Consider the following 16,450-nt stretch of genomic DNA (forward strand, 5'->3'; position numbering starts at 1 on the left):
CCCTCCGCCCCCGGCGTTGAACTGATCGAGGTCCAGGAGCCTAAGCCTCCTGGCGGGTGGGGTCCGGGGAGGGCAGCGCCCTCCCCGCTACGCGTTCGCCGCCCGCAGCGCCCGGTCGAGGTCGGCGAACAGGTCGCCGGCGTCCTCGATGCCCGTCGAGAGCCGCAGCAGGTCCGGCGGGCAGGGCGAGCCGGCGCCCTCGATCGAGGCGCGGTGCTCGATCAGGCTCTCCACGCCGCCGAGCGAGGTGGCGCGCTTCCACAACTCCACCCGCGCCGCCGTCGCCACCGCCGCCGCCTCGCCGCCCCGCAGGCGGATGCTCAGCATGCCGCCGAAGCCACCCACCATCTGCCGCCGCGCCACCGCATGGCCGGGATGGGTGGGCAGGCCGGGATACAGCACCTCGGCCACCGCCGGATGGCGCGAAAACCTCTCGGCGAGGTCGAGCGCGGAGGCGCAGGCGGCCTGCACCCGCAGCGGCACGGTACGCATGCCGCGGATCAGCAGGAAGGCCTCCAGCGGCCCGAGGATCTGGCCAAGCACGGCGCGGTTGCGGCGGATGCGCTCCCACAGCGCATCGGTGCGCGCCGTCGCCAGCGCGCCGGCCACCACGTCGGAATGGCCGTTGAGGTATTTCGTCGCCGCATGCATGACGAGGTCGGCGCCATGCTCCAGGGGCCGCGTCAGCAGCGGCGTGGCGCAGGTGGAATCCACCGCCAGCACGGCGCCCGCTGCATGCGCGATCTCCGCCACCCCCGCGATATCGGTGATCGACCAGAGCGGGTTGGCCGGCGTTTCCGCCCAGACCAGCTTCGTCGCGCCCGGCCGCACCGCCGCGCGCACCGCGCCGAGGTCGCTCATGTCCACCAGCTCCACCGAGAGCCCCCAGGCGGCGGCGTCGGTCATCAGCCAGTTGCGCAGCGACCAGTACATCACCTTCGGCGCCACCACATGGTCGCCCGGCCGCAGCGCCAGGAACACCGAGGTGGCAGCCGACATGCCGGAGCCCAGCACCATCGCCGCCGCGGCACCTTCGAGCGCGGCGATCACGGCCTCGGCCTCGCGCACCGTCTCGTTGTCGGCCCGGCCATAGATGTTGCCGCTGCGGTACTGGTTGTCCGGGTCGCGCAGGAAGGTGGTGGTGACATGGATGGGCGGCACGATGGCGCGGCTTGCCTCGTCGATCCGGCCGAGCGCCTGCGCCGCCAGCGTGCGGGGCGCCCAGTTGCGCGGGTTCCTCGTGTCCATCCTGTCATCCATCGCCATCGGGCGGGCACATCCTACGCCGGCATGGCGACGCTTGCAGCCCGCCGCCGGCGTGACGCTGGCAGCCCGCCGCCGGCGTGCCCACATGCCGCGGCATGACCCGCACAGAAACCGACTCGCTCGGCTCCATCGAGATCCCCGCCGACCGGCTCTGGGGCCCGCAGACCGAGCGCGCGCGGCGCCTGTTCCAGATCGGCACGGAGCGTTTCCCGCCCGCGCTGATCCGCGCCGTCGGGCTGCAGAAGCGCGCCGCGGCGGAGGCCAACAAGGCGCTCGGCGAGTTGCCGCCGGAGATCGCGGACCCGATCGCCGCCGCGGCGCAGGAGATCGCCGAGGGCCGGCACGACGCCGAGTTCCCGCTGCCGGTCTGGCAGACCGGCTCCGGAACGCAGACCAACATGAACGCCAACGAGGTGATCGCGAACCTCGTCAGCCACGCACTCGGCCAGCCGCTCGGCAGCCGCAGGCCCGTGCATCCGAACGACCATGTGAACCGCGGCCAGTCCTCCAACGACATGTTCCCCACCGTGATGCACGTCGCCGCGGCGGAAGCGGTGACGCAGGGCACGATCCCGGGTCTGGAGGCACTGCACGCCGCCCTCGTGCGCCGCGCCGCCGAGTGGAACGCAATCGTGAAGATCGGCCGCACCCACATGATGGATGCGGTGCCCGTCACTCTCGGGCAGGAGGCGTCGGCCTGGGCGCGGCAGGTGGAGCTTGGCATCGCGCGGCTGAAGGATGCGCTGCCGCGGCTGATGCCGCTGCCGCAGGGCGGCACGGCGGCGGGCACCGGGCTCAACCGCCACCCCGGCTTCGCCACCGCCTTCGCCGGACGCATGGCGGCGCTCACCGGCCTGCCCTTCACCGCCAGCGACAACCCGTTCGAGGGAATGGGGGCGCATGACGCGCTGGTGGAGCTCTCCGGCGCGCTCAACACCATCGCGGTGTCGCTGAACAAGATCGGCAACGATGTGCGCCTGCTCGGCAGCGGGCCGCGCGCCGGCCTCGCGGAGCTGGTGATCCCCGCCGATGGCCTCTCCAGCAGCATCATGCCAGGCAAGACCAACCCGACCCAGTCGGAGGCGCTGACCATGGTCTGCGCGCAGGTGATGGGGAACCACGTCACCGTCACCATCGGCGGCGCGCAGGGCCATCTGGAGCTGAACGTCTTCAAGCCGGTGATCATCCAGGCGGTGCTGCAATCGGCCCGGCTGCTCGGCGACGCCGCCCGCAGCTTCGCCGCGAACATGGTGGAGAAGCTGGAGCCGAACCTGCCGCGCATCGCCGACAACCTGGCGAAGTCGCTGATGCTGGTGACCGCGCTGAACCCGCGGATCGGCTACGACAAGGCGGTGGCGATCGCCAAGCTGGCGCTGAAGGACGATATCACGCTGAAGGAAGCCGCCGGGCGGCTCGGCCATGTGACGCCGGAGGAGTTCGACCGCTGGGTCCGGCCGGAGGAGATGGTGCACCCGGGCACCAGCTCCACCCGCGCGCCTGGCGGCGCGACATTGGAGGGCGGTTGACCAGGCACCTCCGCAAGCGCTCCTTCCGGCTGGCCGGCCACCGCACCTCGGTTGCGCTCGAGCCGGAATTCTGGGCTGCGCTGGAAGCGGCCGCGACGCGTCGCGGGTCGAGCCTCGCCGGGGTGGTGGCGGAGGTGGATGCCGCGCGCGCGGATCCCGCCCTGCCGCTGGCCAGCGCACTGCGCCTGTTCGCGCTGCGGGAGGCATCGGCAGCGCGCTGAAGGTTACCCCCGCTCGGCCCGCCAGCGCGCCCAGTCCGAGGTCTCGGGCAAGGCGCGCGGCGTGGGGGCGGGGCCGGTGATGCGAAGGCCGATCTCCGGCGCCTCCGGCGTCGCACTGCGGATGCCGAGCCGGAGGTCGAGCATGTTGCGCGGCAGGTCCGCGCCGCCCGAGAGCGTCGCCGTCGCGCCGGCATCGGTGGCGACCAGCCCGGCGTCCAGGCGGATCTGCCCGCCCTCCACCACGCCCTCCATCTCCAGCCGCTCGAAGGCGGTGGCGCCGCCGGAGAGCGCATCGCGAACCCCCGCCTCGGCCGCCGGCCGCTCCGCCAGCCCGGAGGCCGCCGTCGCCGCGCCGAGGTCGAGCCCGGTGAGCACCCCGTCGCGCAGCACCGCGCGCCAGCTGCCGGACAGCGTGCCGAGCAGCGCCGCCGGCGAATGGCCCACCGCGGTCAGGCTGGCCGAAGCCTCGCCGCGGCCGGCCGTCACGTCGAAGGGCAGGTCGAGCAGCGGCGCTGCCAGCGTCGCCTCCGCCAGCTGCACCTCCAGCGCCAGGCGCGGCGGGCCGGCGGCGGCAAGGTCGAGCCCCAGCGCTCCCTTCAGCGTGCCGCCGGCCAGCTTCGCCCGGAAATCTTCGATCCGGAGCCGGCCGTCGGCCAGCTGCAACGCCGCCGCGGCCTCCTCGGCCACCACGCCGTCGGCGGAGATGCGCCCGGCCTCCAGCGCCAGCTCGGCATCGAAGCCGGCGAGCGCGTCCAGGCCCAGCGGCTCGGTGCTGCGCAGGCCGGGCAACTGCAGGGGCAGGTGCTCGGCGGCGATGCGCCCGCTCAGGCGCGGCCGCCCGCCATCGGTGAAGGCCAGGGCACCGCCGGCGCGCAGCGTGCCCGCCACCAGCTCGAAACTCTCCGCGACGATGCCCTGCGGACCGGCGGCGACGCTGGCGACCAGGGAGAAGGAGCCTTCCCCCAGCCAGCCGGCGGCATCCACCCCGAAGGCCTCGGCCAGCAGGCGCGGCGCACCGGGGTGGCGCAGCGTCAGCGCCGCATTGCCGCGGCGGCCCGGCAGGTCGAGCGTGCCGTTCGCCTCGGCCCGCAACTCGCCGAGCGCGGCCTCGCCGCGCAGCGCCAGCGCATCCACCGGGCCGCCACCCGAGATGCGCAGCGAGGTCGCCATCGCCGCCAGCGCGTTCAGCCGCGGCGAGGCGCCGGGCAGCAGCTCCAGCAGGCCCCGCGCGGTGGAGCCGTTCGCCTCGAGCGTCACATCGGCGAGCCTGAGCGCCGGCGCCAGCGTCGCGGTGCCGGAGGCGACGATGTCGGTTTCCGCCAGCCGGCCGGACAGCCGGCGCAGCGTGACCTTGCCATTCTCCAGCGCCGCATCCAGCGCGGCATTCTCCATCACCGCCTGGCCCCAGCGCGCCTGCTCCGCCGCCAGCCGCAGGTTGAGGTCCACCGCGCCGAGCGCACGCGAGGCCTGGCCGAGGTCGAGCCCGTTCGGCAGCCAGCGCTGCAGGTCCAGCCGGTCCACCGTGATGCCGAGGCCGAGCGCCGGCCGCGCGCCGTAGCGCAAGGTGCCGGCGCCGGAGAGTCGCAGGTCCTCGAAGGTGGCGGTGAATTCCGGCACCGCCGCCTGCTGCTCCTCCAGCACCAGGCGGAAGCGGCCCTCGCCCCGGCGCAGCAGGGCGGGGTCCAGCTCCTCCACCGGCAGGCCGAGCGCGGCGAGGCTGGTGCGGATGTCCGGCCCGGCGAAGCGCGCCCCGATCTCGAGCCGCCCGCCGGCCGTGGCGCCGGCGAACTCGAGCTCGGTCTCGCCCGGCAGCAGCAGCGAGACATCGGTGAGGGTGAGGCGCCCGTCCTCCAGGAAGGCGGCGCCGCGCAGGCGACGCAGGGTGAGGCCGGCGAAGCCCGCCGCCTCCGCCGAGAGGTCAACGGAGAGCGGCCAGTTGCGCGGCCCGGCCGCCCGCAGCGCCGCCACCCAGCCATCGAGGTCGAGGCGGCTCGCCAGCAGCGCGACGTCCAGCCGCGGCGCCGGCAGCAGCCTCAGCGCCACCGCGCCGCGCGCCGGCGCGCCGGCGAGGTCGAGCGCCAGATCGTCGCCCGCGATGAGGTCCGCGCTGGCGGTCAGCCTGCCGCTGGCGCTGAACGGACCGGGCGGGCTTGGCAGCAGCGCCGCGAGGTCGGGGCCCGAGGCCTCCATCGTGCCTTCGAAGCCGCGGTCGGGCACCAGCACGCCACGCGCCCGGGCGGTGGCTTCCGGCATGGCGAGCGAGAGTTCGAGGGGGGCGACGCCGTCCCAGCCGGGCCGGCCGAGCGTGGCAGCGAAGCGGGCCGGGCGGCCGTTCCAGGCGAAACTGCCGGAGATCTCCAGCGCCTGCGCCAACCCGCCGGCGGAGAGATGCGCGGCCACGCCCTCCAGCACGGTGTCGCCGAGGTGGACGCGGGCATCCTCCAACTCCGCCTCCAGCGCGCCGAGCCAGGCCGGCGGGCGGAAGGCGAGCATGGGGCCGGGCGGCCAGGGCAGGGTGAGCTCGGCGCCGACCAGCGCGATCTCGCGCGGGGCAAGCCGGCCGGCGAGCAGCGCGCCGAGGTCGAGCCGCAGCCGCAGCAGGCGCGCCGTGACGCTGAAGCCGGCTGCCTCCTCCGCCTCGCTGAGCTCGCCGATGGTGACGCCGCCGGCGCGCACCACCGGGCTCGGCAGCAGCGTCAGCTCGACCGGCCCTTCCAGCGTGACAGGCCGGCCGAGGCGGTCGGTCGCGATCTCGGCCAGGCGTTCCCGCCAGGGTTCCCAATCCATGAAGCGCGGGCCGATCCAGAGGCCGGCCAGCACCAGCAGGGCAAGGGTGCCGAAGGCGACGACAAGGCGCTTCATCCCGGCAGCGGCGCGCCCCACCCGCCGCCGCCGGGCGTCTCGAGGCCGAGCACCTCGCCGGCGGCGAGCATGGCGCGGTCCTGGCCCTTCATCGCGTGGATCGTGCCGTCCAGCCGCTCCACCCATTGCCGGCCGGGGGCGCCGGGGCTGCCGCCTTCCATGCCATGCGGCGGCACGGTGCGGCGCGAGGCGACGATCACCGCCTCCATCGGGCGCAGGAAGCGGATGCGCCGGCGGCTGCCATCGCCACCCGGGAAGCGGCCGGCGCCGCCGGAGCCACGGCGGATGGCGAACTCCTCGAGGCGAACGGGGTAGCGCAGCTCGAGCACCTCGGGGTCCGTCATGCGGGTGTTGGTCATGTGCGTCTGCACCGCCGAGGTGCCGGGGAAGCCCGGGCCGCCGCCGGTGCCGCCGCAGACGGTCTCGTAGTATTGGTAAACATCGTCTCCGAACAGGAGATTGTTCATCGTCGCCTGGGCGGAGGCGCAGGCACCGAGCGCGGCGAGCAACGCGTTGCAGGTCATCTGGCTGACCTCGGTGTTGCCGGCGACCACCGCCGCGCCGCCGCCCGGACCGCCGCGGCGGGGCGAAAGAAACGTGCCTTGCGGCACGATGATCTCGAGCGGCACCAGGCAGCCATCGTTGAGCGGGATGTCCTCCCCCACCAGGCAGCGGAAGCAGTAGAGCACCACGGCGCGGCAGACCGCGGCGGGGGCGTTGAAGTTGTCGGGGCGCTGCGGGCCGGTGCCGGTGAAGTCGATCACCGCGCGGCGGTTGGCCCGGTCCACGCGGACGGTGACCTTGAGCGGCGTGCCGTCGTCGATCGAGGTTTCGAAGCTGCCATCCTGCAGGCGCTCGAGCACACGGCGGACGCTCTCCTCGGCGTTGTCCATCACGTGCCTCATGTAGGCGCGCACGGTCTCCAGGCCGAACTCCGTTACCGCCCGTTGCAGTTCCTGCACGCCCTTCTCGTTGGCGGCCACCTGCGCCTTGATGTCGGCAAGGTTCACCTGCGGGCTGCGCGCCGGGTACTTCGCCGAGGCCAGCAGGTCCAGGAACTGGCGCTCCCGGATCGTCCCGCCATCGACGAGCAGGAAATCGTCGATGACGACGCCTTCCTCCTCCAGCGTCTTGGATCCCGGCGGCGTGGAGCCCGGCGTCAGGCCGCCGATATCGGCGTGGTGGCCGCGGCTGCCGACGAAGAAGAGGATCTCGCTGCCGGCCTGGTCGAAGACCGGCGTGATGACGGTGATGTCCGGCAGGTGGGTGCCGCCGTTGTAGGGGTTGTTCAGCGCCACCACGTCGCCCGGCTTCAGCGTCGCGCCGCGCGAGCGGATCACCGTGCGCACGCTCTCGCCCATCGCGCCGAGATGCACGGGCACATGCGGCGCGTTCGCCACCAGCCGGCCGGTCGCGTCGAAGACGGCGCAGGAGAAGTCCAGCCTTTCCTTGATGTTCACGCTGAGCGACGTGTTCTGCAGCACCGCGCCGGTCTGCTCGGCGATGTTCATGAAGAGGTTGTTGAACAGCTCCAGCATCACCGGATCGGGTCGCGCGAGATCCGCCACCCGCGCCGCCGCCCGCGTTTCGGTGCGGCGCAGCAGCAGGTGGTTCAGCGTCGTGACCTCGGCGGTCCAGCCGGGCTCGACGACGGTGGTGGCATTGGCCTCGCGGATCAGCGCGGGGCCGGCGATGCGGTCGCCGGCATGCAGCGCCTCGCGGTCGAACACCGGCGCGTCATGCGCCGCACCGCCGCTGAACAGGGAAACCGTGTCGATCACCGGGATCGGCTCGCCCGCGCCGCGCGGCGGCAGCGCGGCTTCCTCCACCTTCTCGCCGGCGGCGGTGACCTCGACCACGCAGGCCTCGACCACCACCGGGCGCTCGGGCGTGGCGAAGCCGAAGCGGCGGCGATGCGCCTCGGTGAAGGCCGCCAGCACCGCATCATGGCCGCCGAAGGGCACGGGAAGGAAGCTGTCGGTGCCGTGGTAGCGCAGGTGCAGCCGCCGCGCGGCGGACAGCACCGCCGGATCGGCGCCCTGCCGCGCCAGCTCCGCGCGGCCCGCCTGTTCCAGCGCGTCGAGCCGCGATGCGAGCTCCGCCATGCCTGCGGCGGCAAGCGGCGCCTCCACCGCCTGCTCGCGGATCACCGTCTGGTCGGCGAGGCCCATGCCATAGGCTGAGAGGACCCCGGCGAAGGGGTGGATGAACACCGTCTCCATGCCGAGCTCGTCGGCCACCAGGCAGGCATGCTGCCCGCCGGCGCCGCCGAAGCATTGCAGCGCGTAGCGCGTGGCGTCGTGGCCCTTCTGGATCGAGACCTGCTTGATCGCGTTGGCCATGTTGGCGACGGCGACGCGCAGGAAGCCCTCCGCGACCGCTTCGGGCGTCCGGGGCGCGCCGGTGGCGGCGGCGATCTCCGCGGCGAGCGCCGCGAATTTCTGCCGCACGACGTCCTCATCCAGCGCCTCGTCGGCGTTGGGGCCGAAGATCGCCGGGAAGTGGCGCGGCTGCACCTTGCCGACCATGACATTCGCATCCGTCACCGTCAGCGGCCCGCCGCGGCGGTAGCAGGCGGGTCCCGGCACCGCGCCCGCGCTCTCCGGCCCGACACGGAAGCGCGCGCCGTCGAACACCAGGATCGAGCCGCCGCCGGCCGCCACCGTGTTGATCGCCATCATCGGCGCGCGCATCCGCACGCCGGCCACCTGCGTCTCGAAGGCGCGCTCGAACTCGCCGGCGTAGAGCGCGACGTCGGTGCTGGTGCCGCCCATGTCGAAGCCGATGATGCGGTCGAGCCCCGCCATGCCCGCGGTCCGCGCCGCGCCGACGATGCCGCCCGCCGGCCCGCTCAGGATCGCATCCTTGCCCTGGAAGCTCGCGGCCTCCGCCAGGCCGCCGGAGGACTGCATGAAGTAGAGCTTCACCTCCGGCAGTTCCGACGCCACCTGCTCCACGTAGCGGCGCAGGATGGGCGAGAGATAGGCGTCCACCACCGTGGTATCGCCGCGCGGCACGATGCGCGGCAGCGGGCTGGCCTGGTGGCTGAGGGAGATCTGCGCGAAGCCGGCTTCGCGGGCCAGCTCGCCGAGGCGGAGCTCATGCGCCGGATGCGCCCAGGCATGCATCATCACGATCGCAACGGCGCGGATGCCATCCGCGTGGCCGGCGGCGAGCGCCGCGCGTGCCGCGTCCTCGTCGAGGGCTTCCAGCTCGCTGCCATCCACCGCGACACGGCCGCCGATCTCGGCGACGCGCTCATGCAGCAGCTCGGGCAGCTTCACCTGCAGGTCGAACAGGCGCGGGCGGGCCTGGTTGCCGATCCGCAGCATGTCGGCGAAGCCGCGATTGACCAGCAGCAGGACGCGCTCGCCCTTGCGCTCCAGCAGCGCGTTGGTGGCGACGGTGGTGCCCATCTTCACCGCCTCGATGACACCCGGCGGGATCGCCGCATCCGGCGCCAGCCCGAGGCAGGCGCGGATGCCGGCCACGGCGGCATCCCGGTAGCGTCCGGGGTTCTCGGAGAGCAGCTTGCGGGTGGAAAGCCGGCCGGCCGGATCGCGCGCCACGATATCGGTGAAGGTGCCGCCGCGATCGATCCAGAACTGCCAGCCCGACATGGAAACAATCCCTTGCGCCGCCGCGTCCATGGCCTGCGGAACGGCTTGGCGCAAGGGGTGCGGCGCCCCTGTAGGCGGCCTGCGCGGCGTGCTAGGACCACTCGCAGCGAAGGAGGCGGCCTCACCCTTGAGTATATGGGGCAAGATTCTCGGCGGCGTCGGCGGGTTCCTGACGGGCGGGCCACTGGGCGCGGTGGTCGGCGCGGCGCTCGGCCATGCGGCCGACCAGGGCGCCATCCCGGGCCGCATCGGACCGGGCGCGGCCGACCTCGCCGCGCTGCTCGGCAACAGGGAGACGCTGTTCGCCATCTCCGTGATCGTGCTCTCGGCCAAGCTCGCCAAGGCGGACGGGCCGGTGAAGCGGCAGGAGATCGACGCCTTCAAGCAGATGTTCCGCATCCCGCCCGAGAACCTGCGCGAAGTCGGGCAGATGTTCGACAAGGCGCGCGAGGATTCCGAAGGCTGGGAGCCCTTCGCCGAACGGCTCGGCGAGGCCTTCGCCGACAACCGCGCCATGCTCGAGGACGTGCTGGCCGCGCTGTTCTACATCGCGCGGTCGGATGGCCCGGTCACGCGCGGCGAGCTGCCGGTGCTGCAGGGCATCCATCTCCGCTTCGGGCTCGATTCCGGCGCCTGGGAGCGGGCGAAGGGCGGCGGCCAGTCCGGCTCCCGCGTCGAGCAGCAGCAGAAGACCGACGACGCCTATGCGGTGCTCGGCATCTCGCCCAATGCGGGCGACGAGGAGGTGCGGCTGGCCTGGCGCAAGCTGATGCGGGAGAACCACCCGGACAGCCTGGCCGCGCGCGGCGTTCCGGCGGATTTCATCCAGCGCGCGACCAACAAGGTGGCCGAAATCAACGCCGCCTGGGACCGCATCAAGCGGCAGCGCGGGTTGTGAGTCTGCCCCCGCGATCCCAGGCCCGGCCTCTCGGCCCTGCCGCGCATCGCGCGGCAGGTAGGGACCGCATCAAGCGGCAGCGCGGGTCGTGAGTTTGCCCCCGCGGTCCCAGGCCCGGCCTCCTGGCCCTGTCGCGCATCGCGCGGCAGGTGGGGACCGCATCAAGCGGCAGCGCGGGTCGTAGGGTGCGCCTGCGCGACCTGCCCAGCCCGAATCAGGACGACCGGCCCGCCGGCGTGCCCGTGGACATGCTGATCCTGCACTACACCGGCATGAAGACTGGCGCCGAGGCGATCGCGCGGCTGCGCGACCCCGCCGCGCGAGTCTCGGCGCATTACGTGGTCGAGGAGGACGGCGCGGTGTTCCGCCTGGTGCCGGAAGAACGCCGCGCCTGGCATGCCGGTGTCTCGTCCTGGCGCGGCCACACGCTGCTGAACGGGCGCAGCATCGGCATCGAGATCGTCAACCCCGGCCATGAGCACGGCTACCGCCCCTTCCCCGCGCTGCAGATGGCGGCGGTCGCCGATCTCTGCATCGAGATCCTGGCGCGGCACCCGATCCCCGCGCGCAACGTGGTCGGCCATTCGGACGTGTCGCCCGACCGCAAGGAAGATCCGGGCGAGCTGTTCGACTGGCAGGGCCTGGCGGCGAATGGCGTCGGGTTGTGGCCTGCGGCGGACACGGCGGCCGCGGGCGATCCGCTGGTGCTGCTCGATGCCATCGGCTACCGCACCGACCTTGCACTGCCGGTGCTGCTGCGCGCGTTTCAAAGGCACTGGTGGCCGGAGCGCGTGGACGGCATCGCGGATGCCGGCACGCTGGCGCGGCTCGCCGCCGTCGCCGAGGCGACCGCTGGTGCAGCCGGGGATCCGCGGACGGCGAGGCGCAGCGGTCTCCATTGACCCGCGCCCCTTGCGGCGACCATCGACCCGCGCCCCTCGCGGCGACCATCGACCCGCGCCCCTCGCGGCGGCCATCGACCCGCGCGCCTCGCGGCGACCATTGACCCGCGCGCCTCGCGGCGACCATTGACCCGCACGCCTCGCGGCGACCATTGACCCGCGCGCCTTGCGGCGCGACATCACCCTCGGTGCCGGGTGGCTGGGCGACCGCTGGCGGGGTGGCGACATCGCGCTGGAGGAAAGTCCGGGCTCCACGGGAATACGGTGCCGGCCAACGGCCGGCGGGCAGAGGGCGAAAGCCCAAGGCCCAGGGAAAGTGCCACAGAGAGCAGACCGCCACGGCAGGGGGAGACCCCTCCCGCGGCAAGGGTGAAAGGGTGGGGCAAGAGCCCACCGCGCCCCCGGCAACGGGGGCGGCATGGCAAACCCCACCGGGAGCAAGGCCGAATAGGGGCGGCCGGCGTAGCGGCGAAAGCCGCCGACGCAGGGGCATTTCCGCCCCGCCGCCCGGGTTGGCCGCGTGAACCCTGCGGCGACGCAGGGTCCAGAGGAATGGTCGTCGAGCATCGCAAGGTGCGGACAGAACCCGGCTTACAGGCCGCCCGGCACCGCATTCCATGACAACGGCCGCCGCCGCCGCGCGGCGGCAGGCCACCCGCCCCGGCGCCCCCACTCCGCCCGCCCTTCATTGCCGTTACGGCCCCATGACGGAACAAACAACGAAGCCCGTCTCGTTGCAGAGAATCTGTTTGTATACGCTTGCTGCCAAGTTACAGAAGTTGGCCGTAAACGACTGATTAACAAAGTCTTTGGCTACCGCGAAATGCCGGAGCATCCTGGTTTTCTGCTTGTGGACCCAGAATCAGCCGTGCTATCCCATGTCATCCCGTGACGATGCCTTGCTCGGGGGGGCATTCAGAGGCACCGAAGGGGGTTGGGCGGGCGAGCCGGTGGGGGGGGGGGGCCCCGCCGGCCGCTGAGCAGGGGGACGGCGGCCACGGGCTGGCTGTCGTGGGGGACGACGGCGACGCGATGACCCAGTTCGTGGGCACGCATTTCGGGAAGCTGGACCGCAAGGGCCGCATCTCCGTGCCCGCCGCGTTCCGCTCGGAACTTGAAGCGGCCGGGGTCAACCAGATCGCCTTCCGCATCTCGCACCAATACCCCTGCATCGAGGCCCGCTCGCGGGCGGAGTTCGAGCGGATGGTCGCCGCCATCCGCACGCTCGACACCTATTCCGAGGAACGCGAGGCATGGGAGGCCGGCTTCATCTCCGTGACCGAAATGCTCCGCTACGACGGCGAAGGGCGGCTGGTGCTGCCGGAGGCGATGATCATCGCCGCGGGCCTGCCGGAGGCCATCGCCTTCCTCGGCAAGAGCGACCGCTTCGAGATCTGGGAAGCCGAGGCCGCCCGGGCGCATGTCGCCGAAGCGCTGGCGCAGGTGCGCGAAAAACGCCTGCGACTCCCTGCCCTCCCCCTCAACACGACTCCGAGGGGCATGGCATGAACAACCACATTCCCGTCATGCTTCAGGAAGTGATGGCGACATTGCGGCCACGCTCCGGCGCCACCTATCTCGACGCCACCTTCGGCGGCGGCGGCTATGCCGCGGCCATCCTGGCGGCGGCCGACTGCACGCTGTGGGCGATCGACCGCGACCCGGACGCGATCGCCCGCGGCGCCACCCTGGCCGCGCGGTATCCCGGGCGCCTGCACCTGGTGCATGCCCGCTTCGGCGACATGCTGGACAGCCTGGCCGCACGCGGCGTCACGCAGCTCGACGGCGTGGTGATGGATCTCGGCGTCTCCTCCTTCCAGCTCGACGAGGCGGAGCGTGGCTTCTCCTTCCGCGCCGACGGCCCGCTCGACATGCGGATGGGGCGGGATGGGCCGAGTGCCGCCCAGCTGGTGAACACCCTCCCGGAAGCCGAGCTCGCCCGCATCATCGCCGAGTTCGGCGAGGAGCGGCACGCCCGCCGCGTCGCCCGCGCCATCCTGCGCGCCCGCGCCGAAGCGCCGATCGAGACCACCGCCCGCCTCGCCGAGATCGTCCGCCGCGCCGTCCCCCGCGACCCCTCCGGCATCGACGGCGCAACGCGCTCGTTCCAGGCGCTGCGCATCGCGGTGAACGACGAACTGGGCGAGGTGGAGCGCGGCCTCGCCGCGGCGATGCACCTGCTCGCACCCGGCGGCCGGCTGGTCGTGGTGGCCTTCCACTCACTCGAGGACCGCATCGTCAAGCGCGCCATGGCCGAAGCCACCGGCCGCGCCGGCGGCGCCTCCCGTCACGATCCCGCGGCGCTGCTGTCCCGAACCGCCTCGGACTTCGCGCTGCTCACGCCCCGCGCGCTGCGCCCCGGCGGCGCGGAGACCGACGCCAATCCGCGGTCGCGCTCGGCGCGGCTGCGCGCCCTCGAACGCCTCGCCCCTTCCTCCCCGCAGGTGCATGCATGATCCGCCCCTTTACGCTGCTCTGCTTCTGCGCCTTCGCCGGGGCGGGCGCCTGGCTCTACCAGGTCAAGCACTCGGTCGCGGTGAAGGACCGCGAGCTGGTCGCGATCCAGCGCGAGACGGAGCAGGCGCGCCAGCGGCTCGATATCCTGCGCGCCGAATGGGCGCTGCTGAACGAGCCCGACCGCCTGCGCCAGACCGCCACGCGCATGCTGGCGCTGCAGCCGATGCAGCCGCAGCAGTTCATGCGCCCGAACCAGCTCGGCCAGCACCTGCCGGCCGCGATCGCCTTCGCCGGCGCGCCCGACATCTTCGCCGATCCCGTGACGCCGGAGCCGCAAGCGGCCGGCGTGATGCTCGCCTCCACCACGGCCGGCGCCACCCCGGCGGCCACGTCACCGACGCCTCCGCCCGCGGCCGCGGCAGCCCCGGCTGAGACACCGGCGCCGCGCGCGCTGGCCGCCGCCGTCGCTGCCCAGCGTGCCGAGCAGGTGATCCGCGTCGCCGCGCGCCCGGCACCGCCCCCCGCACCGGTGACGGCGCGCGCCGCCCCGCCGCCCCGTCCGATCCAGCCGGCGGTGCATGTCGCGCCCGCGCCAACCCCGGCGCCGCCGGTCACTCGGATCGCGCCCACCCCCGCGCCGCCCACCGCCATCGCCTCGGCGGTCGGCAGCACCTCCCTGCTCGGCGGCGCCTCGGCGCTCGGCCGGCCGCTGCTCGCACCGCCGGTGCCGGTCCGTCCGGCCGCGGCCGCGACGCTGCGATGAACCCAATCCCCCCGCCCCCGGACGCGCCCCCCGCCGGCCGCAGCCTCGGCTCCGAACGCCCGCGCAACGAGATCGTCAAGGTCACGCGGCCGGAACTGGCGCATCGCGCCATGCTGGAGCGCACCCGCTCGCGCCTGCTGATCGCCGCCTCCGGCTTCGCGCTGCTGTTCGGCGCGGTGGCGGTGCGGCTGGCCGATGCCACGCTGCTCGACCCCGCCGAGCCGCGCCGCCTGCAGGCGATGGCCGCGGCTTCGCGCCCGGTGGAGCACCAGCCCGGCCGCGCCGTGATCGCCGACCGCAACGGCGAGATCCTGGCGGTCTCCCTCCCCGTCACCGCGCTCTATGCCAACCCGAGCGAGATCCAGGATCCCGCCGGCGTCGCGCGCCGCCTGGTCACCGTGCTGCCGCAGCTCGATGCCGAACGGGTCGCGGCGCGGCTCACCGGCGAGCGGCAATTCGCCTACATCGCCCGCGCGCTGACGCCCCGCGAGCAGCAGGCGGTGAACTCGCTCGGCATCCCGGGGCTTTACTTCGAGCCGGCGGAGCGGCGGGCCTACCCGCAGGGCCGCGCGGCGGCGCACATCCTGGGCGGCGTGGACGTGGACGGCAACGGCATCGCCGGCATCGAGCGGCATTTCGACGGCCGCCTGCGCAACCGCCGCGGCGAGGAGCTGCGGCTGTCCATCGACGTGCGGGTGCAGCTCGCGCTGCGCGATGCGGTGACGCGCGCGATCAGCGAGTTCAACGGCATCGGCGGCGCCGGCATCCTGATGGATGTGCAGACCGGCGAGGTGCTGGGCATGGTCAGCCTGCCGGACTTCGACCTCTCCGACCCCGCCGCGCGCGAGGACCGTCCGCTGACGCGCGAGGAGCAGGGCAACAACCCGCGCTTCAACCGCGCCACCGTCGGCGTGTACGAGCCCGGCTCCACCTTCAAGCTGTTCACCGCCGCCGCCGCGCTCGACTTCGGGGTCGTCAACATCTGGAACGGCTTCGACGCCTCCCGCCCGATCCGCTACGGGCGCTTCACCATCAACGACTTCCGCGGCAAGAACCGCTGGCTGGCGCTGCCGGAGATCCTGGCGCATTCCTCCAACATCGCCTCCGCGCACATGGCGGTGGCGATCGGGCCGCAGCGGCACCGCGAATTCATGGTGCGCCTGGGCATGGCCTCCCGCGTCGGCGTGGAACTGCCCGAGGTCGCGCTGCCGCTGATCCTGCGCGCGCAGGCCTGGCGCGAGATCAACACGATGACGGTGGGCTTCGGCCACGGCATCTCGGTGACGCCGCTGCATGTCATCACCGGCGTCTCGGCGCTGGTCAATGGCGGCATCCTGCGACCGCCGACATTGGTGGCGCGCGAACCCGGCACCGTGGCGGAAGGCCGCCGCGTGGTCAGCGAGCGCACCTCCGAGACGATGCGCCGGCTGATGCGCCTGGTGGTGACCGATGGCTCCGGCCGCAGCGCAGAGGTGCCCGGCTACTTCGTCGGCGGCAAGACCGGGACGGCGCAGAAGACCGCACCGAACGGCGGCTACCTCCGGAACAAGCGGATTGCCGCCTTCGTCGGCGCCTTCCCGATGAACGCCCCGCGCTACGCGCTGTATGTGATGGTGGACGAGCCGACGCCGAATGCGCGCAGCCATGGCTACGCCACCGCCGGCTGGGTCGCCGCGCCTGCGGCGGGAATGGTGATCCGCACCGTCGCGCCGATCCTCGGCATGGTGCCCGAAACCGAGCGCGCGGCGGAGATCCAGGCCGGCATCGCCATCCCGATGCAGCCCGGCCGCCCGGCGCAGGCGCCGCGCGCGCCCGTCCGTGCCGCTCCCGCCGCCCAGGGCACGCCGCCCGCCGCCGCGCCCCGCCAGCCTGCCCCGCCCGCCCCGCAGCGGGAGGCGAGCCTTGCAAGCCGATGAGGCCCCCCGCGCGCTGGAT

11 protein-coding genes and 1 other RNA gene are annotated in these 16,450 nt (G+C 73.5%); 9 read left to right on the plus strand and 3 right to left on the minus strand.

The window, feature by feature from the left end:
• Window positions 1-87: 87 nt before the first annotated feature.
• Window positions 88-1,248: a trans-sulfuration enzyme family protein gene (locus ACESM1_RS22375; protein WP_372623429.1), complete on the minus strand. Its 1,161-nt coding sequence runs from the start codon at window positions 1,246-1,248 to the stop codon at window positions 88-90.
• A 113-nt stretch (window positions 1,249-1,361) separates the two neighbouring features.
• On the opposite strand from ACESM1_RS22375, the gene ACESM1_RS22380 reads away from it, so the two are divergent.
• Together ACESM1_RS22380 and ACESM1_RS22385 are read left to right on the plus strand one after the other, a co-directional pair.
• The gene (locus tag ACESM1_RS22380) at window positions 1,362-2,792 is read left to right on the plus strand and encodes a class II fumarate hydratase (RefSeq protein WP_372623430.1); all 1,431 of its coding nucleotides are present in this window, start codon (window positions 1,362-1,364) and stop codon (window positions 2,790-2,792) included.
• Window positions 2,789-3,013 (plus strand): ribbon-helix-helix domain-containing protein, encoded by a 225-nt coding sequence (locus ACESM1_RS22385; RefSeq protein ID WP_372623431.1) that lies wholly within the window; start codon window positions 2,789-2,791, stop codon window positions 3,011-3,013. Before ACESM1_RS22380 ends, ACESM1_RS22385 begins: the two co-directional genes overlap by 4 nt.
• A 3-nt stretch (window positions 3,014-3,016) precedes the next feature.
• Here ACESM1_RS22385 and ACESM1_RS22390 read toward each other — a convergent pair whose 3' ends face one another.
• On the minus strand, window positions 3,017-5,875 hold the full coding sequence (locus ACESM1_RS22390; protein WP_372623432.1) for an AsmA family protein: 2,859 nt from the start codon (window positions 5,873-5,875) through the stop codon (window positions 3,017-3,019).
• Window positions 5,872-9,495: a hydantoinase B/oxoprolinase family protein gene (locus tag ACESM1_RS22395; RefSeq protein WP_372623433.1), complete on the minus strand. Its 3,624-nt coding sequence runs from the start codon at window positions 9,493-9,495 to the stop codon at window positions 5,872-5,874. Before ACESM1_RS22395 ends, ACESM1_RS22390 begins: the two co-directional genes overlap by 4 nt.
• Window positions 9,496-9,622: 127 nt before the next feature.
• On the opposite strand from ACESM1_RS22395, the gene ACESM1_RS22400 reads away from it, so the two are divergent.
• The 7 genes from ACESM1_RS22400 to ACESM1_RS22430 all read left to right on the plus strand — a co-directional run bounded on the left by ACESM1_RS22400 (window position 9,623) and on the right by ACESM1_RS22430 (window position 16,431).
• Window positions 9,623-10,393 carry a TerB family tellurite resistance protein gene (locus ACESM1_RS22400; protein ID WP_372623434.1) on the plus strand — a complete coding sequence of 257 codons (771 nt, stop codon included), beginning with the start codon at window positions 9,623-9,625 and terminating at the stop codon, window positions 10,391-10,393.
• Between the two features lie 248 nt (window positions 10,394-10,641).
• Window positions 10,642-11,295 carry an N-acetylmuramoyl-L-alanine amidase gene (locus tag ACESM1_RS22405; RefSeq protein WP_372623479.1) on the plus strand — a complete coding sequence of 218 codons (654 nt, stop codon included), beginning with the start codon at window positions 10,642-10,644 and terminating at the stop codon, window positions 11,293-11,295.
• Window positions 11,296-11,486: 191 nt separating this feature from the next.
• Window positions 11,487-11,905, plus strand: an RNA gene (gene rnpB, locus ACESM1_RS22410) — RNase P RNA component class A.
• 422 nt (window positions 11,906-12,327) lie between these two features.
• Window positions 12,328-12,804 carry a division/cell wall cluster transcriptional repressor MraZ gene (locus ACESM1_RS22415; RefSeq protein ID WP_372623435.1) on the plus strand — a complete coding sequence of 159 codons (477 nt, stop codon included), beginning with the start codon at window positions 12,328-12,330 and terminating at the stop codon, window positions 12,802-12,804.
• On the plus strand, window positions 12,801-13,751 hold the full coding sequence (gene rsmH / locus ACESM1_RS22420; protein WP_372623436.1) for a 16S rRNA (cytosine(1402)-N(4))-methyltransferase RsmH: 951 nt from the start codon (window positions 12,801-12,803) through the stop codon (window positions 13,749-13,751). The genes ACESM1_RS22415 and rsmH overlap by 4 nt, the downstream gene beginning before the upstream one ends.
• Window positions 13,748-14,515, plus strand: a complete 768-nt coding sequence (locus tag ACESM1_RS22425) for a hypothetical protein (RefSeq protein ID WP_372623437.1) — start codon at window positions 13,748-13,750, stop codon at window positions 14,513-14,515. The genes rsmH and ACESM1_RS22425 overlap by 4 nt, the downstream gene beginning before the upstream one ends.
• Entirely contained in the window at window positions 14,512-16,431 is a 1,920-nt protein-coding gene (locus ACESM1_RS22430) for a peptidoglycan D,D-transpeptidase FtsI family protein (protein ID WP_372623438.1), read from the plus strand. The genes ACESM1_RS22425 and ACESM1_RS22430 overlap by 4 nt, the downstream gene beginning before the upstream one ends.
• Window positions 16,432-16,450 lie beyond the last annotated feature (19 nt).

This window comes from Falsiroseomonas sp. (assembly GCF_041690465.1).
Lineage (GTDB): Bacteria > Pseudomonadota > Alphaproteobacteria > Acetobacterales > Acetobacteraceae > Falsiroseomonas.

Coding starts and splice junctions, on each gene's coding strand:
- ACESM1_RS22425 (WP_372623437.1), top strand. CDS start 13,748: ATGATCCGCCCCTTTACGCTGCTCTGCTTCTGCGCCTTCGCCGGGGCG.
- ACESM1_RS22430 (WP_372623438.1), top strand. CDS start 14,512: ATGAACCCAATCCCCCCGCCCCCGGACGCGCCCCCCGCCGGCCGCAGC.
- rsmH (WP_372623436.1), top strand. CDS start 12,801: ATGAACAACCACATTCCCGTCATGCTTCAGGAAGTGATGGCGACATTG.
- ACESM1_RS22405 (WP_372623479.1), top strand. CDS start 10,642: ATGCTGATCCTGCACTACACCGGCATGAAGACTGGCGCCGAGGCGATC.
- ACESM1_RS22375 (WP_372623429.1), bottom strand. CDS start 1,248: ATGGACACGAGGAACCCGCGCAACTGGGCGCCCCGCACGCTGGCGGCG.
- ACESM1_RS22380 (WP_372623430.1), top strand. CDS start 1,362: ATGACCCGCACAGAAACCGACTCGCTCGGCTCCATCGAGATCCCCGCC.
- ACESM1_RS22390 (WP_372623432.1), bottom strand. CDS start 5,875: ATGAAGCGCCTTGTCGTCGCCTTCGGCACCCTTGCCCTGCTGGTGCTG.
- ACESM1_RS22415 (WP_372623435.1), top strand. CDS start 12,328: ATGACCCAGTTCGTGGGCACGCATTTCGGGAAGCTGGACCGCAAGGGC.
- ACESM1_RS22395 (WP_372623433.1), bottom strand. CDS start 9,495: ATGTCGGGCTGGCAGTTCTGGATCGATCGCGGCGGCACCTTCACCGAT.